The sequence below is a fragment of the Streptomyces sp. NPDC047130 genome, from assembly GCF_040643475.1.
Classification (GTDB): domain Bacteria; phylum Actinomycetota; class Actinomycetes; order Streptomycetales; family Streptomycetaceae; genus Streptomyces.
Genome location: NZ_JBEYUK010000013.1, coordinates 102469 through 125418, shown reverse-complemented (window position 1 = coordinate 125418; position 22950 = coordinate 102469). Strand labels below are relative to the sequence as shown.

General features: G+C 73.9%; 22 protein-coding genes. 11 read left to right on the top strand and 11 right to left on the bottom strand.

What is annotated here, in order from left to right; all coding sequences use genetic code 11:
• Positions 1–31: 31 nt before the first annotated feature.
• Positions 32–793, bottom strand: coding sequence for a phosphoglyceromutase (locus tag ABZ836_RS17805; RefSeq protein ID WP_361143164.1), 762 nt, complete (start codon positions 791–793; stop codon positions 32–34).
• 143 nt (positions 794–936) lie between these two features.
• On the opposite strand from ABZ836_RS17805, the gene ABZ836_RS17800 reads away from it, so the two are divergent.
• The gene (locus ABZ836_RS17800) at positions 937–2274 is read left to right on the top strand and encodes an MFS transporter (RefSeq protein ID WP_361143161.1); all 1338 of its coding nucleotides are present in this window, start codon (positions 937–939) and stop codon (positions 2272–2274) included.
• A gap of 536 nt (positions 2275–2810) precedes the next feature.
• Here ABZ836_RS17800 and ABZ836_RS17795 read toward each other — a convergent pair.
• Positions 2811–3278, bottom strand: a complete 468-nt coding sequence (locus ABZ836_RS17795; protein WP_356130309.1) for a DUF2199 domain-containing protein — start codon at positions 3276–3278, stop codon at positions 2811–2813.
• Between the two features lie 265 nt (positions 3279–3543).
• On the opposite strand from ABZ836_RS17795, the gene ABZ836_RS17790 reads away from it, so the two are divergent.
• Positions 3544–4095, top strand: coding sequence for an HD domain-containing protein (locus ABZ836_RS17790; protein WP_361143158.1), 552 nt, complete (start codon positions 3544–3546; stop codon positions 4093–4095).
• A gap of 54 nt (positions 4096–4149) precedes the next feature.
• Here ABZ836_RS17790 and ABZ836_RS17785 read toward each other — a convergent pair whose 3' ends face one another.
• Positions 4150–4635, bottom strand: a complete 486-nt coding sequence (locus ABZ836_RS17785) for a YbjN domain-containing protein (RefSeq protein WP_356130151.1) — start codon at positions 4633–4635, stop codon at positions 4150–4152.
• Entirely contained in the window at positions 4628–5974 is a 1347-nt protein-coding gene (gene mshA, locus ABZ836_RS17780) for a D-inositol-3-phosphate glycosyltransferase (protein WP_361143155.1), read from the bottom strand. Before mshA ends, ABZ836_RS17785 begins: the two co-directional genes overlap by 8 nt.
• A 304-nt stretch (positions 5975–6278) precedes the next feature.
• On the opposite strand from mshA, the gene ABZ836_RS17775 reads away from it, so the two are divergent.
• Positions 6279–7019 (top strand): class I SAM-dependent methyltransferase, encoded by a 741-nt coding sequence (locus tag ABZ836_RS17775; RefSeq protein WP_361143280.1) that lies wholly within the window; start codon positions 6279–6281, stop codon positions 7017–7019.
• A 659-nt stretch (positions 7020–7678) separates the two neighbouring features.
• On the opposite strand, the gene ABZ836_RS17770 is transcribed toward ABZ836_RS17775, so the two are convergent.
• Both ABZ836_RS17770 and phoU read right to left on the bottom strand, forming a co-directional pair.
• Positions 7679–7834, bottom strand: a complete 156-nt coding sequence (locus ABZ836_RS17770) for a hypothetical protein (RefSeq protein WP_356130147.1) — start codon at positions 7832–7834, stop codon at positions 7679–7681.
• 242 nt (positions 7835–8076) lie between these two features.
• Positions 8077–8754: a phosphate signaling complex protein PhoU gene (gene phoU / locus ABZ836_RS17765; protein WP_361143152.1), complete on the bottom strand. Its 678-nt coding sequence runs from the start codon at positions 8752–8754 to the stop codon at positions 8077–8079.
• Between the two features lie 292 nt (positions 8755–9046).
• On the opposite strand from phoU, the gene ABZ836_RS17760 reads away from it, so the two are divergent.
• Together ABZ836_RS17760 and ABZ836_RS17755 are read left to right on the top strand one after the other, a co-directional pair.
• Positions 9047–10357, top strand: coding sequence for an ATP-binding protein (locus ABZ836_RS17760; protein WP_356130143.1), 1311 nt, complete (start codon positions 9047–9049; stop codon positions 10355–10357).
• The gene (locus ABZ836_RS17755) at positions 10354–11034 is read left to right on the top strand and encodes a response regulator transcription factor (RefSeq protein ID WP_356130141.1); all 681 of its coding nucleotides are present in this window, start codon (positions 10354–10356) and stop codon (positions 11032–11034) included. Before ABZ836_RS17760 ends, ABZ836_RS17755 begins: the two co-directional genes overlap by 4 nt.
• Before the next feature lie 101 nt (positions 11035–11135).
• Here the strand turns inward: ABZ836_RS17755 and ABZ836_RS17750 are convergent, their stop codons facing one another.
• Entirely contained in the window at positions 11136–11765 is a 630-nt protein-coding gene (locus ABZ836_RS17750; protein ID WP_361143149.1) for a DUF461 domain-containing protein, read from the bottom strand.
• A gap of 689 nt (positions 11766–12454) precedes the next feature.
• Here ABZ836_RS17750 and ABZ836_RS17745 point away from each other — a divergent pair.
• The 6 genes from ABZ836_RS17745 (at position 12455) to ABZ836_RS17720 (ending at position 19206) form a co-directional block, all read left to right on the top strand.
• Positions 12455–12937 (top strand): CarD family transcriptional regulator, encoded by a 483-nt coding sequence (locus ABZ836_RS17745; protein ID WP_003953493.1) that lies wholly within the window; start codon positions 12455–12457, stop codon positions 12935–12937.
• Positions 12938–13231: 294 nt separating this feature from the next.
• A complete protein-coding gene (gene ispD, locus ABZ836_RS17740; protein WP_356130304.1) occupies positions 13232–13984 on the top strand; it encodes a 2-C-methyl-D-erythritol 4-phosphate cytidylyltransferase in 753 nt (250 codons plus the stop codon).
• Entirely contained in the window at positions 13974–14540 is a 567-nt protein-coding gene (ispF, locus tag ABZ836_RS17735; RefSeq protein ID WP_356130137.1) for a 2-C-methyl-D-erythritol 2,4-cyclodiphosphate synthase, read from the top strand. The genes ispD and ispF overlap by 11 nt, the downstream gene beginning before the upstream one ends.
• Before the next feature lie 70 nt (positions 14541–14610).
• Positions 14611–16011 carry a cysteine--tRNA ligase gene (gene cysS, locus ABZ836_RS17730; RefSeq protein WP_361143145.1) on the top strand — a complete coding sequence of 467 codons (1401 nt, stop codon included), beginning with the start codon at positions 14611–14613 and terminating at the stop codon, positions 16009–16011.
• A 95-nt stretch (positions 16012–16106) separates the two neighbouring features.
• Positions 16107–17048 carry a 23S rRNA (guanosine(2251)-2'-O)-methyltransferase RlmB gene (rlmB, locus tag ABZ836_RS17725; protein ID WP_356130134.1) on the top strand — a complete coding sequence of 314 codons (942 nt, stop codon included), beginning with the start codon at positions 16107–16109 and terminating at the stop codon, positions 17046–17048.
• A 160-nt stretch (positions 17049–17208) separates the two neighbouring features.
• Entirely contained in the window at positions 17209–19206 is a 1998-nt protein-coding gene (locus ABZ836_RS17720) for a DoxX family membrane protein (protein ID WP_361143142.1), read from the top strand.
• A gap of 185 nt (positions 19207–19391) precedes the next feature.
• Here ABZ836_RS17720 and ABZ836_RS17715 read toward each other — a convergent pair whose 3' ends face one another.
• The 4 genes from ABZ836_RS17715 to ugpC form a co-directional block, all read right to left on the bottom strand.
• Complete coding sequence (locus ABZ836_RS17715) at positions 19392–20039, bottom strand: dihydrofolate reductase family protein (RefSeq protein WP_361143139.1); 648 nt, start codon at positions 20037–20039, stop codon at positions 19392–19394.
• 129 nt (positions 20040–20168) lie between these two features.
• Positions 20169–20900, bottom strand: a complete 732-nt coding sequence (locus ABZ836_RS17710; RefSeq protein ID WP_356130128.1) for a nucleotidyltransferase family protein — start codon at positions 20898–20900, stop codon at positions 20169–20171.
• Positions 20901–20971: 71 nt separating this feature from the next.
• A complete protein-coding gene (locus ABZ836_RS17705) occupies positions 20972–21430 on the bottom strand; it encodes a hypothetical protein (protein WP_356130126.1) in 459 nt (152 codons plus the stop codon).
• 274 nt (positions 21431–21704) lie between these two features.
• Positions 21705–22817, bottom strand: coding sequence for a sn-glycerol-3-phosphate ABC transporter ATP-binding protein UgpC (gene ugpC, locus ABZ836_RS17700; RefSeq protein ID WP_361143135.1), 1113 nt, complete (start codon positions 22815–22817; stop codon positions 21705–21707).
• Positions 22818–22950 lie beyond the last annotated feature (133 nt).

Genomic DNA, 22950 nt, shown 5'->3' with positions numbered 1-22950 from the left:
ATCCGCGGGCAGGGGGCACTTTCGTGGGCGGTTACTTCTTCTTGCCCTGGTTCTTCACGGCCTCGATGGCCGCCTTCGCGGCGTCCGGGTCGAGGTACGTGCCGCGGGCGACCAGCGGCTTGAACTCGGCGTCGAGTTCGTAGGCGAGCGGGATGCCGGTGGGGATGTTGAGGCCGGCGATGTCGGCGTCGGAGATGCCGTCGAGGTGCTTCACCAGCGCGCGCAGCGAGTTGCCGTGGGCGGCGACCAGGACGGTGCGGCCGGTCAGCAGGTCCGGGACGATGCTGTCGTACCAGTACGGCATCATCCGGTGGACGACGTCCTTCAGGCACTCGGTCTGCGGGCGCAGCTCCGGCGGGATCGTCGCGTAGCGGGCGTCGTCGTACTGCGACCACTCGGCGTCGGCGTCGAGGACCGGCGGCGGGGTGTCGTAGGAGCGGCGCCACTGCATGAACTGCTCCTCGCCGAACTGCTCGAGGATCTCCGCCTTGTTCTTGCCCTGGAGCGCGCCGTAGTGGCGCTCGTTCAGCCGCCAGCTGCGGTGGACGGGGATCCAGTGCCGGTCGGCGGCGGTCAGGGAGAGCTGGGCGGTGCGGATGGCACGCTTCTGGAGGGACGTGTGCACGACGTCGGGGAGGAGCCCGGCGTCCTTCATCAGCTCGCCGCCGCGGATCGCCTCCTTCTCGCCCTTGTCGGTCAGGTCCACGTCCACCCAGCCGGTGAACAGGTTCTTGGCGTTCCACTCGCTCTCGCCGTGGCGGAGGAGGATCAGCTTGTACGGTGCGTCGGCCATGGCACCCAGAGTAATCGGAGGCGTTCGAGCCCCGCGCGCCCCGTCCACAATGCGGTGGCCCCCTCGGTGACGGCGGGAGTAACATGCGGTGTCCCTCTGCGCCGCTTACACCGGCCGCTCGCCCGCCCCCTGCGGAGGCTCCCTTGCTCCTCGCCTCGCTGATCCGCGCCCTGAGGGCGGCCGTCTCCGGTCTGCCCCGCGAGTTCTGGTGGCTGTGGACCAGTTCGCTGGTCAACCGCCTGGGCGCGTTCGTCGCCACCTTCATGGCGCTCTACCTGACGCTGGACCGCGGCTACTCGGCGTCCTACGCCGGTCTGGTCGCCGCGCTGTACGGCCTGGGCGGCGTCATCTCCTCGGTGGGCGCCGGCGTGATGACCGACCGGCTGGGGCGCAGGCCCACCATGCTGATCGCCCAGCTCTCCACGGCGGTCTCGGTGGCGGCCCTCGGCTTCGTGGTCGACCCCGTGGCCATCGCCGCCGTGGCCTTCCTGGTGGGCATGGCGTCCAACGGCTCCCGGCCCGCCGTGCAGGCGATGATGGCGGACATCGTGCCGCCGCAGGACCGGGTGCGGGCGTTCTCCCTCAACTACTGGGCGATCAACCTGGGCTTCGCGGTCTCCGCGGTGGGCGCCGGGTTCGTCGCCGAGGTCAGCTACGTCGCCGGATTCCTGATCGAGGCCGGGATGACGCTGGCCTGCGCGGTGCTGGTCTTCGTGAAGATCCCGGAGTCCCGGCCCGAGGCGCCGGTGGCCCCGGCGGGCGGCGACGGCGAGGGCGAGGGCGTCGGCGCCGGCCCGGAGAAGGCGATCGGTCTCGGCACGGTGCTGCGGGACGGGCGCTTCATGTCGATGGTGGGGCTGTCGTTCCTGGTCGCGCTGATCTTCCAGCAGGGGTACGTGGCCCTGCCGGTGGCCATGGGACAGCAGGGGTTCAGCCCGGCGGACTACGGCCTGGCCATCGCCGTCAACGGTGTGCTGATCGTCGCCGTGCAGATCCCCGTCACCGGGCTGCTCCAGCGACGGGACCCGCGGCGGCTGCTGGTGGTCTCCGCCCTCCTGGCGGGCTACGGCTTCGGACTGACCGCGTTCGCCGGATCGGTCGGCGTGCTGGCCCTCACGGTGTGCGTGTGGACCATCGCCGAGATCATCAACGCTCCCACCCAGTCGAGCCTGGTCGTCCGCCTCTCGCCGGTGCAGGGGCGCGGGCGGTACCAGGGGATGTACTCGGTGTCCTGGGCCCTTGCGGCCCTGGTCGCGCCGCTCGTCTCCGGCGTGGTCATCGACGCGTACGGCCCCGACCTGCTGTGGGCCGCCTGCGCGGTGATCGGCACGGTGGCGGCCGTCGGCTACGCGCTCCTGATGCGCGCGTTGCCGCCCGAGCCGGAGGTGGCCTCCCCGGTCGTGTCCGCCGGGGCGCCGAAGCCGAAGCCGAAGCCGAAGCCGGTGGCGGAGTCGGAGGCCGCCGGGGGCGCGACGGCCTGAGCGGACGCCTCCGCGGCCCGCGGGCCGGCACCGGGCGTGGCCGGGCGGGCCCGGCTCAAGTACCGCGTGACCCGCGCAAGCCGTGCCGGCCCCGCTCAGAACTTGCGTGACCCGTGCCGGGCCGCGCTCAGAGACCGTGCGACCCGTGCGGCCCCGGGGCAGAGGCCGCGCGAGCCGTGCCTGCCCCGGCTCAGAACCCGCGTGACCCGTGCCGGGCCCGCTCAGAGACCGCGTGACCCGTGCCGGGCCCGCTCAGAGACCGCGTGACCCGTGCCGGGCCGGGCTCAGAAACCGCGCGACCGGTGCGGCCCCAGGGCAGAGACCGCGCGAGCCGTGCCGGGCCGCGCTCAGAGACCGTGCGACCCGTGCGGGCCCGGGGCAGAGGCCGTGCGAGCCGTGCCTGCCCCGGCTCAGAACCCGCGTGACCCGTGCCGGGCCGGGCTCAGAAACCGCGCGACCGGTGCGGCCCCGGGGCAGAGGGCGCGCGAGCCGTGCCGGGCCGCGCTCAGAGACCGTGTGACCCGTGCGGGCCCGGGTCAGGGGCCGGGCGGGTCGTCCGTTCCGTGGAGGACCGCCTCCGCGATCTCCCGCACCCGCGCCAGCGTGATGCCCTCACGCTGCTCCACCGCGAGCGGATGGTCCGTCGGCTCCAGCTCGACGAAGGGTCTTCGGCCCACCTCACGGGTGTGGACGTTGGTGCGGAGGTTCAGGGTGCTGGGGGAGTACAGGGGGAGCTCGGTGGTCAGCCAGCCGAAGTACGGCGGCTCCGCCTCCCGCCCCGGCGTCTCCCACAACTCGTCCGCCCGCCGGAAGTTCTGGGCGCTGAGCGAGACCCAGACACCCCACTCGAAGCTCTCGCCGGTCTCGCGGACCGGGATCTCGATCAGGCCCTTCACGAAGAAGTGCTCGCCCTTGATCACGCACTGGTCGGGGGAGAGGACGCTGTCCTCGCGGTCGGCGTAGCGCGGGTCCCAGACGTCGGGCGCCTCGGTGGAGTAACCCATGGGAAGGCCCGCGTGGCGCTCGTCGCACCGCGAGCAGACGAAGCCGGGTTCCTCGTGTGTCATGTCCCGAGGGTAGTGGCCCCCTCCGACGGTCACGGCGGAACCGTCGGACACGGCCCTTTCCCGCACGCGTCCCCCACAATGGCGTCTCCGCCGTCACCCGGTCGGCGGGAGACGGCGCCCCACCCCTGTGTCCGGCCGCGCCCCGCGACCGGAGGCCACCGGTCTCCTCGCGCGGGCCCTGCACGGACCGTCCGACCCGCCCATGCTCCCGCTGCCGGACCGTGCGGCCGGGCTGCTGACCGCCGTGGACTGCCCGCCGCGCCTGGCGGCTCACCTGCGCGCCGTCCACGACGTGGCGCACCGGCTGGTGGACCGGCTGGAGCGCGACCACCCCTCCGTGGCCCTCGACCGGGAGGCGGTGCTGTTCGGGGCGGCCACGCACGACATCGGCAAGGTCCTCCACCCGGGCGAACTCACCGGCCTGGGGTCGGCCCACGAGGAGGCCGGCCGCGGCCTCCTCCTGGACCACGGCGTCGCGCCCCGCCTGGCCCGCTTCGCCGCCACCCACGCCGCGTGGACCGACCCGGGTGTGGTCCTGGAGGACCTACTGGTGTCCCTGGCCGACAAGGTGTGGAAGGGCAGGCGCGTCGCGGACCTCGAGGACCTGGTGGTGGCCCGGCTCGCCGCGGCGACCGGCCGCGCGGCCTGGGAGGAGTTCGCCGCCCTCGACGACCTGGTGACCGCCCTCGGTGAGGACGCCGACGCCCGCCTGCGGTTCCAGGCGTCCTTCCCCGTCCGCCCGCGAGAGACGTAAGGGGCGTAAGGGAGGTGAGGGGCGTGAGGGGCGGACCGCCGGACGATGCGAGGGCTACTCGTCCCCGAGGAGGTGGGAGAAGGCCTCCAGGTTCCTGGTGGACTCGCCGCGGGAGACGCGCCAGGCGTACTCCTTGCGGATGGAGGAGGCGAACCCCAGCTCCAGCAGCGTGTTGAACGCGCCGTCGGCCGCCTCCAGGACCTGGCCGAGGAGCCGGTCGAGTTCCTCGGCGGTGATGGAGGCCAGCGGCAGGCGGGCGGTGACGTACACGTCGCCGTGCGGGTCGACGGCGTAGGAGACGCCGTACAGCTTGAGGTTGCGCTCCAGCAGCCAGCGGTGGACGCCCGCCTCGTTCTCGTCCGGGTGACGGATGACGAAGGCGTTCAGGGAGAGCGAGTGGCGGCCCGCGATCAGGGAGACCGCCGTGGAGAGCTTTCTCGTGCCGGGGAGCGTGACGACGTACTTGCCCGGCCCCGGGGACTCCCAGTCCAGCTCGGCGTCCCGCAGGAACTCCTCGATCACCTCTCGCGCGTCAGCCATGGGCCGAGCGTACGCGACGACGGTGGGCGTGCAGGGCGGCCGTGTACACCTCGGTGGTCGCCGCGGCGGCGCGGTCCCAGCCGAAGCCCTGGGCGTGGCGGGCGGCCTTCCCGCCCAGGCGGGCGGTCAGCGACGGGTCGTCGGCGAAGCGGCGCAGCACGCCCGCGTAGTCGGCGGGATCGTGGCCGCGGACCAGGTAGCCGGTCTCGCCGTCGCGGACCGCCACCGGCAGCCCGCCCACCGCGGCGGCCAGCACCGGCGTGCCGGTGGCCTGCGCCTCGATGGCGACCAGGCCGAACGACTCGCTGTAGGACGGCATCACCAGCACGGACGCCGCCCGGAACCAGTCCGCCAGCCGGTCCTGCCCCACCGGCGGGTGGAACCGCACCACGTCGCCGATGCCGAGCCGCGCCGACAGCTTCTGCAGCCGCTCCGGCTTGGCCAGGCCGCTGCCGCTGGGCCCGCCCACCACCGGCACCACCAGGCGGGACCGCAGCTCGGGCCGCTGCTCCAGCAGCACCGCCACCGCCCGCAGCAGCACGTCGGGGGCCTTCAGCGGCTGTATCCGCCCGGCGAAGAGGGGGATCAGGGCGTCCTGCGGGAGGCCCAGGCGCGCGCGGGCCGCGGCCCTGCCGTCGGCCGGGCGGAAGCGGTCCAGGTTGACGCCGGGGTGCACGATCTCGACCTTCGCGGGGTCGGCCTCGTAGTGGTGGACCAGGTCGGCGGCCTCGTCGGCGGTGTTGGCGATCAGCCGGTCCGCCGCGTCCACGATCTGCGTCTCGCCGATCACACGGGCCGGCGGTTCGGGCGTGTCGCCCTCCGCGAGGGAGGCGTTCTTGACCTTGGCCATGGTGTGCATGGCGTGCACCAGCGGCACGCCCCAGCGCTGCGCGGCCAGCCAGCCGACGTGGCCGGAGAGCCAGTAGTGCGAGTGGACCAGGTCGTAGTGGCCCGGCCGGTGACCCGCCCAGGCCCGCATCACGCCGTGGGTGAAGGCGCAGAGCTGGGCCGGCAGGTCCTCCTTCGCCAGCCCCTCGTACGGCCCGGCGTCCACGTGGCGCACCAGGACGCCGGGGGCCAGTTCCACGGCGGGCGGAAGGGAGGCGGCGGTGGCGCGGGTGAAGATCTCCACCTCCACGCCCTGCGCGGCGAGCCGGCGGGCGAGCTCCACGATGTAGACGTTCATGCCCCCCGCGTCGCCCGTTCCGGGCTGGTGCAGCGGCGAGGTGTGCACGGAGAGCATGGCGACGCGGCGCGGGCGGCGCGGGCTCCCCGGCAGCCTCAACCGCGGCGGCGACGCCGGGGAGAGACGCCCGAGCCTGGTCACGTACTGGCTCACGTGGCAGTCCTCCATGGGTGTCGGGTGGGTGCGCGGCCTGGAACCCCTCCACGGGCGGAAACACCGGAGGGGCGTGCGCCATTTCGACTTTGCCAAAACGTTACGCCCCGCGACCGTTCCGTCGCCGTGGTGTGAACGGCGCCTCACGGGCCGCGCGGGCCCCCGCACCCCGTGCTTCCGTACCCTCGTAGCCATGACGACCCGCCCCGCGACCCTTCCTCACCCGCGGTCCCGCCGGGGCGGGAGCACCGCCGTGGTGGGCACGGTGACGCGCGGGACGACCAACCCCAACCGGCTGCGGCGGATGGACCGCTGGATCGCCGCCACCCACGGGGCGGAACTGCGCCGCGCGGAGCGGCCGGTCGCCGTGGACCTGGGCTACGGGGCCGCCCCGTGGACCGCGGTCGAACTGCTCGGCCGGCTGCGGACCGCCGCGCCGCGGACGCGGGTGGTCGGCATCGAGATCGACCCCGCCCGGGTCGCCGCGGCCCGCCCCTACGAGCGGGAGGGGCTGGAGTTCCGGCACGGCGGCTTCGAGGTGCCGCTGGCGGCGCGGCCCCAGCTGATCAGGGCCGCGAACGTGCTGCGCCAGTACGACGAGGACCAGGTCGCCGAGGTGTGGTCGCGGCTGTGCGCCCGCCTCGCCCCGGCCGGTCCGCACGGCTCGCGGGGCGGGCTGCTGGTGGAGGGCACCTGCGACGAGATCGGACGCCGCCACGTGTGGGTCGCCCTCGGCCCCGAGGGGCCGCGGACGGTGACCTTCGCGACGCGGCTGGGGTCGCTGGAACGGCCGTCCGACCTGGCGGAGAGGCTCCCCAAGGCGCTCATCCACCGGAACGTCCCCGGCGAGCCGGTGCACGCGTTCCTCCGCGACTTCGACCGGGCGTGGGCGGCCGCCGCGCCGTACGCCGCGTACGGGGCGCGCCAGCGGTGGATCCGCGCGGTGCGGGACCTCACCGCCGACTGGCCGGTCGCCGACGGCCCCTCCCGCTGGCGCCAGGGCGAACTCACCCTCCCCTGGCCGGCCCTCGCCCCCCGCCTCTGACCGGCCCTCGCCCCCCCGCCTCTGACACCCCGATCCTCCGCCGACGCCCGGCCGGCACCTCCGGCCGCCGCATCCGGCCCCGGCAGCCCGCACCGGACGCTTCCGCCTGCCTGGGCTGCCTGCTCGTCTGCGGTTCGTCCGCCCGGCAGCCCGTCCCGCAGCCACCGATGGTGACCGGACGCCGTCGGCGTCCGATTCCGGTCTCCTGCTCCGGTCCTGCGGCCTCTCAGCCCGCCCGGCCCGTGCGGCGGCGGGGCCCGCGGCCGGCCCTGTACCGCCTGTCCGTGCGCAGCCCGTCGGGCAGTCGTCGACGGTGACCGGACGCCGTCGGCGACTGGTGCCGGCCTTCCGTGCTGGGCCTGTGGTGCCTCGGCCCGCCCGACCTGTGCGGCAGCGGAGCCCGCACGCGGCTCCGTGTCGTCCGCCCGGCAACCCGCCCGGCTGGTGCCGGCCGTGGCCGGACGCTGTCGGCGTCCGACCCCACTCCTGCTCCGGTCCCGCGGCCTCCGGCCCGCCCGGCCCGTGCGGCGGCGGGGCCCGCGGCCGGCCCGGCCCCGTACCGGCTCACCGTCCAGGTCGCGGAGGCCGCGCGCACCGCACGTCGAGCCCCGCTCCCGGAAAGGGGAGCGGGGCTCGGCGCGGTGGTGGGCGTCCCGGTGTCAGCCGCACTGACAGGGGGCGCCGGACTGGCAGCCGCAGCCGCAGCCGGAACCGCAGCCGCAGGCGGCCAGCAGCGGCAGGGCGCGCGGCGCGGGCGCCTCCTCGGTGTCGGCGGCGCGGGTCGGGTCGTCGTCCGTGCGGGGGGCCTCGGCCATCTCGGGTCCATCCCTCCAGTGGCGTGCCGACAGGGCACGGGAAACCAGTGGTCCTCCCCATTGCACCGCCCGCCCCCACGGCGCATCAACGGCGCACGGAGGCGCCGCGCACGGCGGGACGGCGCATCACCAGCCGCCCGGACGCCCCTTCCGGAGGGCCTCCGCAAAGGCCTTCCGGCGGCATCCCCGAGGCATCCCGGGGCGGGACCGGAGCCGCGCCGCGCCGGGACCGGGGCCGGGCCTCAGGCGCCGCCCACGCCGCCCTCCGCGGAGAAGTCCCCCGGGTGCTCACCGGTGACCAGGAACACCACCCGCCGCGCCGCGGACACCGCGTGGTCCGCGAACCGCTCGTAGTACCGGCCGAGCAGCGTGACGTCGACCGCCGTCTCGATGCCGTGCTCCCACTTGTCGTCCATCAGGTGCTGGAAGAGCGTGCGGTGCAGGCTGTCCATGGCGTCGTCGTCCTGCTCGAGCTGGAGCGCCAGCCGGACGTCCTTGGTCGCCAGCACCTCGGCCGTCTTGGCCATCAGCCGCTGGGCGAGCTGGCCCATCTCCAGGACGGTGGCGTGCAGGTCCGAGGGGACCGCCTGCTGCGGGTAGCGCAGCCGGGCCAGCTTGGCCACGTGCTTGGCGAGGTCCCCGGACCGCTCCAGATCGGCCGAGATCCGCAGCGAGGTCACCACCGTCCGCAGATCCGTCGCCACCGGCTGCTGGCGGGCCAGCAGGGCGATCGCCCGGGCCTCCAGGTCGTGCTGCTTCTCGTCGACGTCCTGGTCGGCCTCGATCACCCGCTCCGCCAGGGAGAGGTCGGCGTCCAGGATCGACGTGGTCGCCCGGCCCATCGCCGAGCCGACCGTACGGGCCATCCCGACGAGGTCGTCGGCGATCGAATCCAGCTCCTCGTGGTACGCGTCGCGCATCTGTTGTTCCCCTTTTCGGATGACGGACGGTCCCGGGCGGATCCCGGGTGGCTTCCCCGGGCGGGCCGATCATGCTCGTGTTTCCACGTGGGGTCGGTCCTACCCGCCCGTCGCGACCTGAAGCAACCGGAAAGCGTGCCCCCCGTTCCACCGCCGTTCACGCGGCTCCCGGCCCGCCGGCGGCCGACGGGGTGAACCGACACGAACCGGAAGGTGAACTCTGGGCGACCAGTGCGCCAGGTCTCGCTCCGGAGGCTGGGGGACACGCCCTCACCCCACCTAACCTGGAGGCATGGACGTGAACGCGGCGGTCGCCGCAGCGGCGGCGATCGCAGGTGTGCTCACCGGCGTCATCGCCATGCTGGCGTTCCGCTGGAGCGAGAGCGACCTGGAACGCCCGAGCCGCGCCTCCGCGCACGCCGAGAGCCCGCTCCCCCGGGGGGTGGACACCGTCCTGTCGGTGCTCCGCTCCTCGGCGGTGGTGCTGGACGAGGCGGACGCGGTGGTCAAGGCCAGCTCCGCCGCCTACGCGCTGGGACTGGTCCGCGGCGGCAGGCTCGCGGTGGAACCGATGCTGCAGATGGCCCGGGACACCCGGCGGGACGGCGAGATACGCCAGGTCGAACTGGAACTGCCCCGACGCGGCACCGGCCGCGGCGAACCCCTGGCGGTCTCCGCCCGGGTGGCCCCGCTCGGCTCGCGCCTGGTGATGCTGCTGGTCGAGGACCTCACCGAGGCCCGCCGCATCGAGGCCGTCCGGCGGGACTTCGTCGCCAACGTGTCGCACGAGCTGAAGACCCCCGTGGGAGCGCTCTCCCTGCTGTCGGAGGCCGTGATGGACGCCGCCGACGACCCGGAGGCGGTGCAGCGGTTCGCCGGACGCATGCAGATCGAGGCCACCCGCCTCACCAACCTCGTGCAGGAACTCATCGACCTCTCCCGGATCCAGAACGACGATCCGCTGGAGGACGCCGAGCCGGTGAAGGCCGAGGTGCTGGTCGAGGAGGCCATGGACCGCTGCCGCCAGCAGGCCGGCTCGAAGAACATCACCATGGCCGCCGCCGGCGCCGAGGGACTGTACGTCTGGGGCAACCGCGGCCAGCTCGCCGCCGCCCTCGGCAACCTCGTCGAGAACGCGGTCAACTACTCGCCCGCCCAGACCAAGGTCGGCATCGCGGTCCGCCGGGTGGCCGGCCCGGGCGGCGAGATGATCGAGATCGCCGTCACCGACCAGGGCATCGGCATCTCCGACCGCGACCGGGAGCGCATCTTCGAGCGCTTCTACCGCGTCGACCCGGCCCGCTCCAGGGCCACCGGCGGCACCGGCCTGGGCCTGGCCATCGTCAAGCACGTGGTGGCCTCGCACGGCGGCGAGGTCACCGTCTGGAGCACCGAGGGCCAGGGCTCCACCTTCACCATCCGGCTGCCGGAGGCCCGCGCGGCGCGTGAGCGCGGCGACGGCTCCACGTCCGCCGCCCCGGACACCACCGGCACCGCCCCCGACACCACCGGCGCCGCCGCGGCGCCCGGGCCCGCCACCGGCTCCACCGCCGTACCCACCCCTTCGCCCGATCCGCTTCCCGCTCCGGAGGTCCGCCCGTGACCCGTGTGCTCGTCGTCGAGGACGAGGAGTCCTTCTCCGACGTCCTGTCGTACATGCTCCGCAAGGAGGGCTTCGAGGTCGCCGTCGCGGCCACCGGCCCCGACGGCCTCGAGGAGTTCGAGCGCAACGGAGCCGACCTGGTTCTGCTCGACCTGATGCTGCCCGGGCTGCCGGGCACCGAGGTCTGCCGTCAGCTGCGCAACCGCTCCAACGTCCCGGTGATCATGGTCACCGCCAAGGACAGCGAGATCGACAAGGTGGTCGGGCTGGAGATAGGCGCCGACGACTACGTCACCAAGCCGTTCTCCTCCCGCGAACTGGTGGCCCGCATCCGTGCCGTGCTGCGGCGCCGGGGCGAGCCCGAGGAGACCACCCCCACGGCGCTCGAGGCCGGCCCGGTCCGCATGGACGTGGACCGCCACGTCGTCACCGTGGACGGTGACAAGGTGGACCTGCCGCTCAAGGAGTTCGACCTGCTGGAGATGCTGCTCCGCAACGCCGGGCGCGTGCTGACCCGGATGCAGCTCATCGACCGGGTGTGGGGCGCCGACTACGTGGGCGACACCAAGACCCTCGACGTCCACGTCAAGCGGCTCCGCGCGAAGATCGAGCCCGACCCCGGGGCCCCGCGGTACCTGGTCACGGTCCGCGGCCTGGGCTACAAGTTCGAGCCGTAGGCCGGCGCGGACCCACGCGCGCACGCCGAAGGGGCGGCTCCCCGCGGGGAGCCGCCCCTTCGGCGTGCGTGTCGCGGCGGGTGCGTGACCCGTCCGCGCCGTCAGTGGCCGGCGTCGGCCTCGGAGGACGGGTCCGCGGAGGCGCCGGCCTCGCCGGCCTCCGCGGAGCCGGACGGCGACGCCGAGCCCGAGGGCTCCCCGGACGGCTCGCCGACGCCGGGAACGGCGCTCGGGCCCCAGTCGGAGAGGTAGCTGTCGGCGGGCAGCACGAGCGCCTCCAGGGAGACCCGGCCGGTCTCGCTGAAGGTGAAGGTCACCTCCTGGTTGTCACCGTCCTGCACGGCGTCCCGGCCGGCGGGGACCGTCGCGCTCGCGTTGTTCTCGCCGCCGATCACCAACCGGCCGCCGGCCGGTACGGTCAGCGTGCCGCCCTTGGCCGGCTCGAGCTCCACGGTGTGGCCGCCGCCCAGGGTGATGGAGTCCAGCGTCTGATCCTTCGTGCCGTCGTTGAAGACGGTCGCCATGACGGCGGCCGGGCCGGCGGCCTCGGTGTCGGCCTGGGTGATGACGGCGACGTTCCGCACCTTGATGTCGCCGACGGCGGTGCCCGCGAGGTCCGGCTTGATCTGCAGGGTCTCGGCGTTGTTGCCGGCGCCGCAGGCGGCGAGCGAGGCGATCGAGAACGCGATGGCGGCGGCGGCGAGGGCGCCGCGTCGAAGGCTGCTGCTCACGGCGGCGGCAACTCCTTAACGTGGGCGAAGCGGGACGGCGGTGACGCCGCCGGCTCCCAGGGACGGGTGAAGCGTTGGCGCCCCAAGATTACCGAGCCGCCTCTTCCCGGCCGCACCCGACCCACCCGAGGCGAACCGCGCGCTCACCCGGTGTGAACCGCCCGTCGGCGGGCACCGGAACGTCACCCTTCCGCTTGACGTTCGTCACAACAACTCGATCTTCCGCCCCCGAAGGCGCCTCGAACCCTTGTCGGGCGCCGATGGATTCACGTGCCGTCGGTCCGGCATTCGGATAACTGCGGGCTGTTATTTCCGCAGGCCCGGAATGCCCCTGGCGAATTTTGATCAGGGGGCCGATCGGGTGCCCGGTGATCAATTTCCGATTGCCTCCGCGGGTCACCCGGCAGCCGGATGGCCCGCTCGAACGGAGTAGCGGAGATCGTTCACTTGGAATCGGACATTCTGGGGCGTAACGTCGTTGTCGCGAGGCCGCGAAGGGGTGTAACGTCCGCGTTTCGCACGGCCGGGAACCCCCCTCCGACCTGCGAATACCCCCTTCCGCTCCCCTTCCGAAGCATGTACCGGCTGGAGTTGTCAAGCCCCGAGATATGCCCTGACCTGCGAAAACGCCATTCAGAACCCGCCCAATCCGTGTTACCCTGGATAGCCACGGAAGGGGTACCTGTCACATGACGTTCAAGGTTGGCGACACCGTGGTCTATCCCCATCACGGGGCCGCGCTGATCGAGGCCATCGAAACTCGCCAGATCAAAGGCGTGGACAAGACCTATCTGGTGCTGAAGGTCGCCCAGGGCGATCTCACGGTGCGCGTGCCGGCGGACAATGCGGAGTTCGTGGGCGTGCGTGACGTGGTCGGTCAGGATGGACTGGACCGGGTCTTCGAGGTGCTGCGCGCGCCGTACGCCGAGGAGCCCACCAACTGGTCACGCCGTTACAAGGCAAACCTGGAGAAGCTGGCCTCCGGTGATGTCATCAAGGTCGCCGAGGTCGTCCGCGACCTGTGGCGTCGTGAGCGCGAGCGCGGCCTGTCCGCCGGTGAGAAGCGCATGCTCGCCAAGGCCCGCCAGATCCTGGTCAGCGAGCTCGCTCTCGCGGAGAACACCAACGAGGACAAGGCCGAGGCGCTCCTCGACGAGGTGCTCGCCTCCTGATGTTGTTCCTCCGGACGCGCCCGCGCGGCTACGCCGAGCGCGACCGGATCTAGGACAGTCGCTGCCGCAGTGCCCGATGATGCGAAAGCATTGCCGGGCGCTGCGGCATGTCCACAGTCGGATCGGCCGTCGCGCCGGCGGTGAGTCTTCGACCGGCCTCTCCCGACCCGTGATCCTCCGCGCCGCCCGTCTGTCACGGAAGGGCCGGCCGGCGGCGGAGCATCCGGTTCGGTGAGGCCATACCCATCCGCGCGGAGCACACAAACCTGACAGGAACCGATGTCTCACGCAGCCTTGTCCCGAGACGAGCGCCCCTCCTCCCCGCCCGCCGGCACCGCCGTGGTGATCCCGGCCGCCGGCCGCGGGGTACGGCTGGGCCCCGGCGCCCCCAAGGCGCTGCGGACGCTCGGCGGGACCCCCATGCTGATCCACGCGGTGCGCGCCATGGCCGCGTCCCGCCATGTCTCCCTGGTCGTGGTGGTGGCCCCGCCCGACGGCGCCGCCGAGGTGCGGTCGCTCCTCGACTCGCACGCGCTGCCGGAGCGCACCGACTTCCTGGTGGTCCCCGGCGGCGGGACCCGGCAGGAGTCGGTGCGGCTCGGCCTGGAGGCGCTGCCCGCGGGCCACGAGGTGGTGCTGGTCCACGACGCAGCCCGGCCGCTGGTCCCGGTGGACACCGTGGACGCGGTGATCGAGGCCGTGCGCGACGGCGCCCTGGCCGTGGTGCCCGCGCTTCCGCTGGCCGACACGGTCAAGGAGGTCCAGCCGGCCGCCGTGACCGGGGAGCCCGAGCCGGTGGTGGCCACCCCGGACCGGGCCCGGCTGCGCGCCGTGCAGACCCCGCAGGGGTTCGACCGGACGGTGCTGACCCGCGCCCACAAGGAGGTCGAGGGCGAGGTCACCGACGACGCGAGCATGGTCGAGCGCCTCGGCCTGGGGGTCGTCACGGTGCCCGGGCACGAGGAGGCGTTCAAGGTGACCCGCCCGCTGGACCTGGTCCTGGCGGAGGCGGTCCTGGCCCGCAGGAGGCGCAACGATGGCTTCTGAGCAGCCCGCGGAAGCCACCGCTTCCGAGCGGCCCGCGGCCACGGCGGCTTCCGAGCGGCCCGCGGTCCCGTACCCGCTGCCGCGGGTCGGCATCGGCACCGACATCCACGCCTTCGAGGAGGGCCGCGACCTGTGGTGCGCGGGCCTGAAGTGGGAGGGGGAGGGACCGGGACTGGCCGGCCACTCCGACGCCGACGTGGTCGCGCACGCCGCCTGCAACGCGCTCTTCTCCGCCGCCGGGCTCGGCGACCTCGGGCAGCACTTCGGCACCTCCCGCCCCGAGTGGTCCGGCGCCTCCGGCGTCACCCTGCTCACCGAGGCCGCCCGGATCGTCCGTGCGGCGGGCTTCGTCATCGGCAACGTCGCGGTGCAGGTCGTCGGCCCCCGGCCGAAGATCGGCAAGCGGCGCGAGGAGGCGCAGAAGATCCTCTCCGAGGCGGCGGGCGCTCCGGTCTCCGTCTCCGGCGCCACCACCGACGGCCTCGGCTTCCCCGGACGGGACGAGGGGCTGATGGCCGTCGCCACCGCCCTGGTGGTCCGCGAGGCCGGCCGGTAGCGGCGGACCGCCGGTGGCCGCTTGTGGTAGTGGGCGTGAGGCAGTGCCCCGCGCCCACTACTCTTGAGGCGTGACTATTCGCCTGTACGACACCAGCGCCCGGCAGATCCGTGACTTCGTCCCGCTCACGCAGGGCTGTGTCTCGATCTACCTCTGTGGCGCCACCGTCCAGGCACCCCCGCACATCGGGCACATCCGCTCGGGCCTCAACTTCGACGTGCTGCGCCGATGGTTCGCCCACCGCGGCTACCAGGTGACCTTCGTCCGGAACGTCACCGACATCGACGACAAGATCATCGCCAAGTCGGCCGAGCAGGGCCGCCCCTGGTGGTCCATCGGCTACGAGAACGAGCGGGCCTTCACCGCCGCCTACGACGCGCTCGGCTGCCTGCCCCCGACGTACGAGCCGCGGGCCACCGGCCACGTCACCGAGATGGTCGAGATGATGCGCGGCCTGATCGAGCGCGGCCACGCCTACGAGGCGGACGGCAGTGTCTACTTCGACGTGCGCTCGTACCCCGACTACCTCTCGCTGTCGAACCAGGACGTCGACGACCTCCGCCAGCCCGACGAGGGCGTGGCGGGCAAGCGGGACCCGCGCGACTTCGCCATGTGGAAGGCGGTCAAGCCGGGCGAGCCCAGCTGGGACACCCCGTTCGGCCGCGGCCGCCCCGGCTGGCACCTGGAGTGCTCGGCGATGGTCCACAAGTACCTGGGGCCCGCCTTCGACATCCACGGGGGCGGCCTGGACCTCGTCTTCCCGCACCACGAGAACGAGATCGCCCAGTCCAAGGCGTTCGGCGACGAGTTCGCCCGCTACTGGATGCACAACGCCTGGGTGACGATGAGCGGCGAGAAGATGTCCAAGTCGCTGGGCAACTCGGTGCTGGTCTCCGAGATGGTCACCCGGTGGCGGCCCATCGTCCTGCGCTACTACCTGGGCACCCCGCATTACCGGTCGATGATCGAGTACAGCGAGGAGGCCCTGCGCGAGGCCGAGTCGGCGTTCGCCCGGATCGAGGGCTTCGTCCAGCGCGCCGTGGAGCTCGCGGGCGGGCCGGTCGAGCCCGCCGCCGAGGTCCCGCCGGCCTTCGCCGAGGCGATGGACGACGACCTGGGCACCCCGCAGGCGCTCGCCGTGGTGCACACCACGGTCCGGCAGGGCAACAGCGCGCTGGCCGCCGACGACAAGGAGGCGGTGGTCGCCCGCCTGGCCGAGGTCCGCGCCATGCTCGGCGTGCTCGGCCTCGACCCGCTGGACGCGCACTGGTCCGGCGGCGCCGAGGGCCGCGGCGAGGAGCTCGAGGGCGTGGTCGACGGGCTGGTGCGGCTGGTGCTCGAGCAGCGCGAGGCCGCCCGCGCCCGCAAGGACTGGGCGACCGCCGACGCCATCCGCGACCAGCTCGGCCGCTCCGGCCTGGTCATCGAGGACAGCCCGCACGGACCCCGCTGGTCCCTCGGCGGCAGCTGACCCGACCTGCGCGAATGTGCCGCCCGGGCTTCCGGGCGGCACACTTGCACTTCCAGACGCACACTTCCCCCCAGCTTCACGGAGACGATCAGCTCATGTCCAAGGACCGCCGCGCATCGAGTAAGAAGGGCGCGCAGGTCGGCAGTGGCGGCCAGCGACGCCGGGGTCTCGAGGGCAAGGGGCCGACCCCGCCCGCCGAGATGCGCAAGGGGCACGCCAAGCAGCGTGCCGCCAACGCGAAGGCCCGCCGCGCCCAGGGCCGGCCCGCCGCCGCCCGCCGGGGCGGTGGCCGCTCCACCTCCGAGCTGGTCGTCGGCCGCAACCCCGTCGTCGAGGCGCTGCGCGAGGGCGTGCCCGCCAAGACGCTCTACGTGCAGCAGTTCATCGACAGCGACGAGCGGGTCCGCGAGGCGCTGCAGCTCGCGGCCGAGCGCGGCGGCATCAACCTGATGGAGGCGCCGCGCCCCGAGCTCGACCGGATGACCAACGGCCTCAACCACCAGGGCCTGGTGCTCCAGGTCCCGCCGTACGAGTACGCGCACCCCGAGGACCTGGTCGCCGACGCCGCGGACCGGGGCGAGGACGCGCTGATCGTCGCCCTGGACGGGGTCACCGACCCCCGGAACCTGGGCGCGGTGGTCCGCTCCGTCTCCGCCTTCGGCGGCCACGGCGTGGTCGTGCCGGAGCGCCGCGCGGCCGGCATGACCGCGGGCGCGTGGAAGACCTCGGCGGGCACCGCGGCCCGCACCCCGGTGGCGCGGGCCACCAACCTGACCCGGGCGCTGGAGCAGTACAAGAAGTCCGGCCTGGTCGTCGTGGGCCTGGCGGCCGACGGAGAGCACGAGATCGGTGACCTGGAGGCGCTGTCCGGCCCGGTCGTCGTCGTGGTCGGCAGCGAGGGCAAGGGCCTGTCCCGCCTGGTCGGCGAGACCTGCGACTTCCGGGTCCGCATCCCGATGCCGGGCGGCGCGGAGTCGCTCAACGCCGGTGTCGCGGCGGGCATCGTGCTCTACGAGGCGGCACGCCGCCGGGTCTGACCGCCGGCTCACCGGACCCGGTGCGGCACCCGTTCCCTCTCGAACGGGTGTGCAGAAATTCGCCCGCGCGGGGTGTTTTGCGGACGACTGCCGAGCTTGACGTGCTTCGGACAGATCGGGGCGGTCGGGGCAGTGTCCTTACGTGTCGTCACTCGGTTAGATGAGTGTGGACACCAGAACACCCCGCACACCTACGGGGGACCGTCCGTCGGGCTTCGACGACACCCCCGCGCTGAGCATGGTGAAGGTGCCCTGCGATCCCGCGCAGGTCATCGTCAATCACGCGAGCTTCCGCGTGCAGTTGGGCGCCTCGGCGCGGCGGGCCAGGTCGACGCGGATCGCCGGGCACGTGAGAGCCACCGAGGACACGACGCCGATCCCCGTCGTCGCGCAGCCGGGTGCGGCCGCGGCCGGGAAGAAGCGGCGTCCGGTCGTCTGGAGCGGGCGTTCGGCGCCGGACGACACGGGGGCGCACCGCCTGCTGCAGGCCGTGCGGGGCGCCCAGCTGGGCGGCCTCGCCCAGGCGCCCGCCGCGCCGGTGTCCCCCGCGCCCTCTCCCGCGACGACCCAGACCATCCCGCGGCTGCCGGACCCCGGCGCGGGCTACGGCGGCGGGTTCGGCGAGGGCCTCGACCGGGGGTACGACGGCGGCGTGGCCGCCGGCTACGCGGGCGGGCGCGAGGAGAGCGCGACGGAGCGGACCCTCGAGACGCCGGTGATCGGCGAGGGCACCCGCCTCCTGCCGCCCATGCGGTCGGTGGGCAGCGCCTTCGAGGAGCCCGGCTACCTGGCGCCGGGCGCGTACGAGACCTACGCCGACGAGTACGGCTCCGACGCCTCCGGCTACGGCCGGACGGGCGCGTACGGGGGCACGGGGGCGCGGTACGGCGGGTACGGCGCGGACGGGTACGCGGGCGGCGGCTACGGCACGGACGCCCACCGTCCCGGCGCCTACGGTCCGGACGGCCACCCCGCGGACGGCTACCGCCCCGACGGTTACGCCGCGGACGGCTACGGTCCCGACGGGTACGGTCCCGACGGGTACGCCGCGGACGGTTACGGCGCCGAGGCCTCGGCGGTGGAGGCCGGGGCCGAGGAGGGCCGCGGGGGCCGGCGGGCGACGGAGAAGCACGCCTACTACCCCGGCCGCCGGATGAACCTCGGCGTGGTGCTGCTGCCGCTGCGCGTGTTCCTCGGCTTCGTCTCCGTCTACGACGGCATGGGCAAGCTCTGCGACCCGGTCTACTTCGACGGCGGCGAGCGCGGCTCGATGACCCGGCTGCTGCACGCCCTGGAGCCGGGGGGCGTCGGCGAACCGCTGCACGGCTTCGCCCTCCAGCACCCGGTGGGCTCCGGCCTGACCGTGGCCTTCCTTCAGGTGCTCGTGGGCGTGCTGACCGTCCTCGGCCTGTGGCAGCGGGTCGCGGCCGGGGTGGGCGTGCTGCTGGCGGCGACGCTGCTGATGTGCGTGAGCTGGCAGGCGGTGCCGGTCTACGAGATGGCGGACGTGGTCTACCTGGCCGCCTGGTCGCCGCTGGTGATCGCGGGCGCGCCGGTCTACTCGGCGGACGGCGCGCTGGCCGGGCGGGCCTGGCGGCGGCTGGGCCCGCGGGCCCCGCTGTGGGACCTGCGCCGGTACGTGCTGAAGCGGGGGGCGCTGGCGGCGGGTGTCGTCGCGGGCCTGACCCTGCTGGTCGGGTCGCTGCTCGGCGCGGCGGTGCGGGACGCGGACCGGGTGGTCGTGCCGCGCCCCGGCGAGCCGCCGCGGAACGCGCTGCCGGGGTCGCCGCTGCCGGGTGACACGGCGCCGGGGAGCCGGTCGCCGTCCGAGTCGGCCTCGGGCGAGCCCACGGCCGGGTCCGAGGGCACGGCCTCCGAGCCGACCGCGGGCACGGCGGGAGCGCAGGAGCGGACCGCCGGCACGCAGGCGGACGCGGGCGAGGCCGCCGCCGGGACGGACACCGGGGACGCCGGCGACGTCTCGGGCGGGCGGCCCAGCGAGTCCGGTCAGGCGCCGCCGGTGGAGCCCGCGCCCGAGGAGGCGCCGGCGGGAGCCGGCACCTCGGACGGCGCCCCCTCCTCCGGCAGCCCCTCCGGCGGCGGCTCGCCCGACGAGTCACCCCGCAACCCCGGCCTGGTCGGCGGCCTCTTCGGCTGACCGGCCCGAGCCCGACGGGAGAGCCCCCGGCCCTGGTACGGGCCGGGGGCTCTCTCCTTGTCCCTCCTTGCCGGGGGGGCCGTGCCCCGGGCCTGGGGTGTCGGCCGGGGTGTCCGCCGGGGTGTCCGCCGGGGGGCCTCCGGGGCGTCCGCCGGCGGAGGGGGAGCACCGGTGGGAGCCCCGTGTCACCTGCGCCAGAAGAGGTGGTGGGTCACGCCGCTCGGGCTGGGCACGACCTCCAGGTGGTACCGGTCGAGGAGCTCGTCCGGCGACTCCCACAGCCGCAGGCCGGAACCGAGTTCCATGGGGGAGACCGCGACGTGCAGCGTGTCCACGAGGTCCGCGTCCAGGAACTGCCGCACGGTGGACACCCCGCCGCCGAGCCGGACGTCCTTGCCCCGCGCCGCCTTCCGGGCCTGCTCCAGGACGCTCACGGGGTCGCCGTCGACGAAGTGGAACGTGGTGTCGGAGAGCGTGAACGAGGGGCGCGGGTGGTGCGTCATCACGAACACCGGGGTGTGGAACGGCGGTTCGTCGCCCCACCAGCCCTTCCACTCGTGGTCCGTCCACGGCCCGCGCTGCGGGCCGAACTTGTTGCGGCCCATGATCTCGGCGCCGATGTTGTGCGAGAAGTCCCGCGTGAAGTAGTCGTCGAGCCCACGGCTGCCGCCGGGGTCGGTGCGGTTGGGCCAGCTCGCGGTGGCGCCCGCCCAGGCGAAGAGCGCCGCCGGATCGACGGCGAGACCGAACGGGTTCTCCAGGCTCTGGTCCTCGCCCGCGCCGACCCCGTCGCTCGAGACGGTGAAGTTCTGGACCCTCAGCAGCTGCGGCATGCGGTTCCCCTCTGTCGCCGACAACGGTGGCCAGACCCTACCGGCGGCGGGAACGCGGCGGCGGGCTCCCGCGCGGGCGAGGGCGGCGCGTCGCGGTGGCGGCCGCGGGGGTTCAGGCGGCTGCCGGCGTCAGCCGTTGAGGGCGGCGAGCTCCTTGGCGGCCTCCGTGAGGTCCTTCGCCGTGTCGATGGCCCGCCAGTACGCCCCGTGCGGGATGGAGAACCCGGCCAGCCGCCGCTCCCGCGCGAGCCGGGGGAACGTGCTCCGCTCGTGGTCCCCGCGGTCCGGCAGGAGCTCGGCGAACTCCGGCGAGAACACGTACACCCCCGCGTTGATCTCGAAGGTGGACGGCGGCGCCTCGATGAAGTCGTTGATGTACCCGAACCCGTCGGTCCTGACCGCCCCCCACGGCAGCCGGGGCCGCGCCAGCGCCAGCGTGGCCACCGCGCCCCGCCCGGTGTGGAAGTCGGCCATGTCGCGCAGCGAGAACCGCGTCCAGATGTCCCCGTTGGTGGCGTACCAGGCGCGGTCGGGGTGCGGCAGGTGCGCCGCGGCGTATTTCAGCCCGCCGCCCCGCCCCAGCGGCTCCGGCTCGACGACGGTGGTGACCCGGGCCGGCAGATCGGCGGAGTCGAGCCACTTCTCCAGCACGTCGGCGAGGTGCCCGCAGCTGACGACCACGTCGGTCACCCCCTCCTGGGCGAGCCAGGTGATCTGGTGGCCGATGATCGGCGTGCCGGTGCCGGGGATCTCCACCATCGGCTTGGGCCGGTCGTCGGTGTAGGGGCGCAGGCGGGAGCCCTGGCCACCGGCCAGGATGACGGCCTGGACGGGGCGCGCGGCGGCGTTCGGATCGGTCATGGACCGCACTGTACGTGCGCCCCGCGCGCCACTGGGCGAGGAGGGTGCCGGACAGGCCCTGGCTGTATTGCCTAGCGGCCGCCCGCCGCGGCCACGCCGGTGGCGAAGGCGGTGTCGCACACCGGGCGGGAGTAGGACTGGGCCTTCACCGGGCCGTGGACCCGGACCGCCGCCCGGCCCAGCGCGCGGGCGATGGACGCGCAGTGCCGTGCCAGCGAGGGCTGCTCGTCGACCGCCTTCTGGAGGTGGGTGAGGGCGACGCCCGGGTCCTTCTCCTGCAGCTCGGTCAGCAGCCGGTCGCGCAGCACGTCCTGCGGGGCGGGGCGGGCCTTGCCGGAGACGCTCGCCGGTGACCCGGCGTTCGCAGCGGCGAGCACCGGGTCGGCGGGCTCGCCCGACCAGTTCACCCGGGTGACCGCGAGCGTGCCGGAGAGGACCAGGACGACGGGGAGGACGAGGGCGAGCGTGCGGCCGATCCCGCGGGCGGGACCGCGGCCGGCGCGCGTCTGCTGGTTCGTGGTGTGCTTCACGCGAGTGAGGGTAGCGGGCGGTAGTTGTTAGGCGACATTTGGTAACCCTGATGGGTGACCTTTCGGTGGAGCATTCGAGTAGCCGTGTTGACGCGGCCGGTGCTGCGGTGCGGCCCTTGCGGTGCGTGCCGCTCGTGCGGTGCGGCCCGTCGAGGCGCAGCCGGGCCCGTGTGTCTCCCCGGCGTCGCCGGTCGCCCGGGAAACGGGAACGGGCCCCGCGGCGCGATGCCGCGGGGCCCGTTCCGTTCCGACGCCGGCCGGTGCCGGCTCCGGATCAGTCGGAGAGACGCTCGCCGGTGGAGGTGGAGAAGACGTGGGTCTCGCCCGCCTTCGGCACCACGTGCAGCTTGGAGCCCTTCTCGGGGACCTGGCGGCCGTTGACGCGGACCACCAGGTCCTTGTCCTCGCCGCCGACGCGGGCGGTGCCGTAGACGTAGCCGTCCGCGCCGAGCTCCTCGACCACGTTGACCGAGACCTCGAGGCCGGCGTCCTTGGCGAGGCCGGCGCCGCCGAGCTCCACCACCTCGAAGTGCTCGGGCCGGATGCCCACGGTGACCGTCGTGTCGCCACGGCTGGAGGCCGCGGAGAGCGCCTCACGGCTGACCGGCACCACGCTGTTGCCGAACTTCACGCCGCCGTCGGTGATCGGCACCTCGACCAGGTTCATCGCGGGCGAGCCGATGAAGCCGGCCACGAAGAGGTTGGCGGGGCGGTCGTACATGTTGCGCGGGGTGTCGACCTGCTGGAGCAGACCGTCCTTGAGCACGGCCACCCGGTCGCCCATGGTCATGGCCTCGACCTGGTCGTGGGTGACGTAGACGGTGGTGATGCCCAGGCGGCGCTGCAGCGACGCGATCTGCGTACGGGTCGAGACACGGAGCTTGGCGTCCAGGTTGGACAGCGGCTCGTCCATGAGGAAGACCTGCGGCTCACGCACGATGGCGCGGCCCATCGCCACACGCTGACGCTGACCGCCGGAGAGCGCCTTCGGCTTGCGCTCCAGGTACTCGGTGAGGTCGAGGATGCGCGCGGCCTCCTCCACCTTCTGCCGGATGACGTCCTTCGGCACGCCCGCGATCTTGAGCGCGAAGCCCATGTTCGCGGCGACCGTCATGTGGGGGTACAGCGCGTAGTTCTGGAACACCATGGCGATGTCCCGGTCCTTCGGCGGCAGGTGGGTGACGTCGCGGTCGCCGATGCGGATCGCGCCGCCGTTGACGTCCTCCAGACCCGCGAGCATGCGCAGGGAGGTCGACTTGCCGCAGCCGGACGGGCCGACGAGGACCAGGAACTCGCCGTCCTGGATCTCGATGTCGAGCGCGTCGACGGCGGGCTTGGTGCCACCCGGGTAGATGCGGGTCGCCTTGTCGAACGTAACAGTGGCCATGGTGATGGGCCCCCTTCACCGGCAGGAACGTGCCGGACGATCCGTAGTGGAAGGTGGTGATGTCCGATCCGGTGAACCGGACTGCAGGGACGTTAACCCGCGGGGCCCCCAAAGTCAGCAGAGTCCGGCGGAG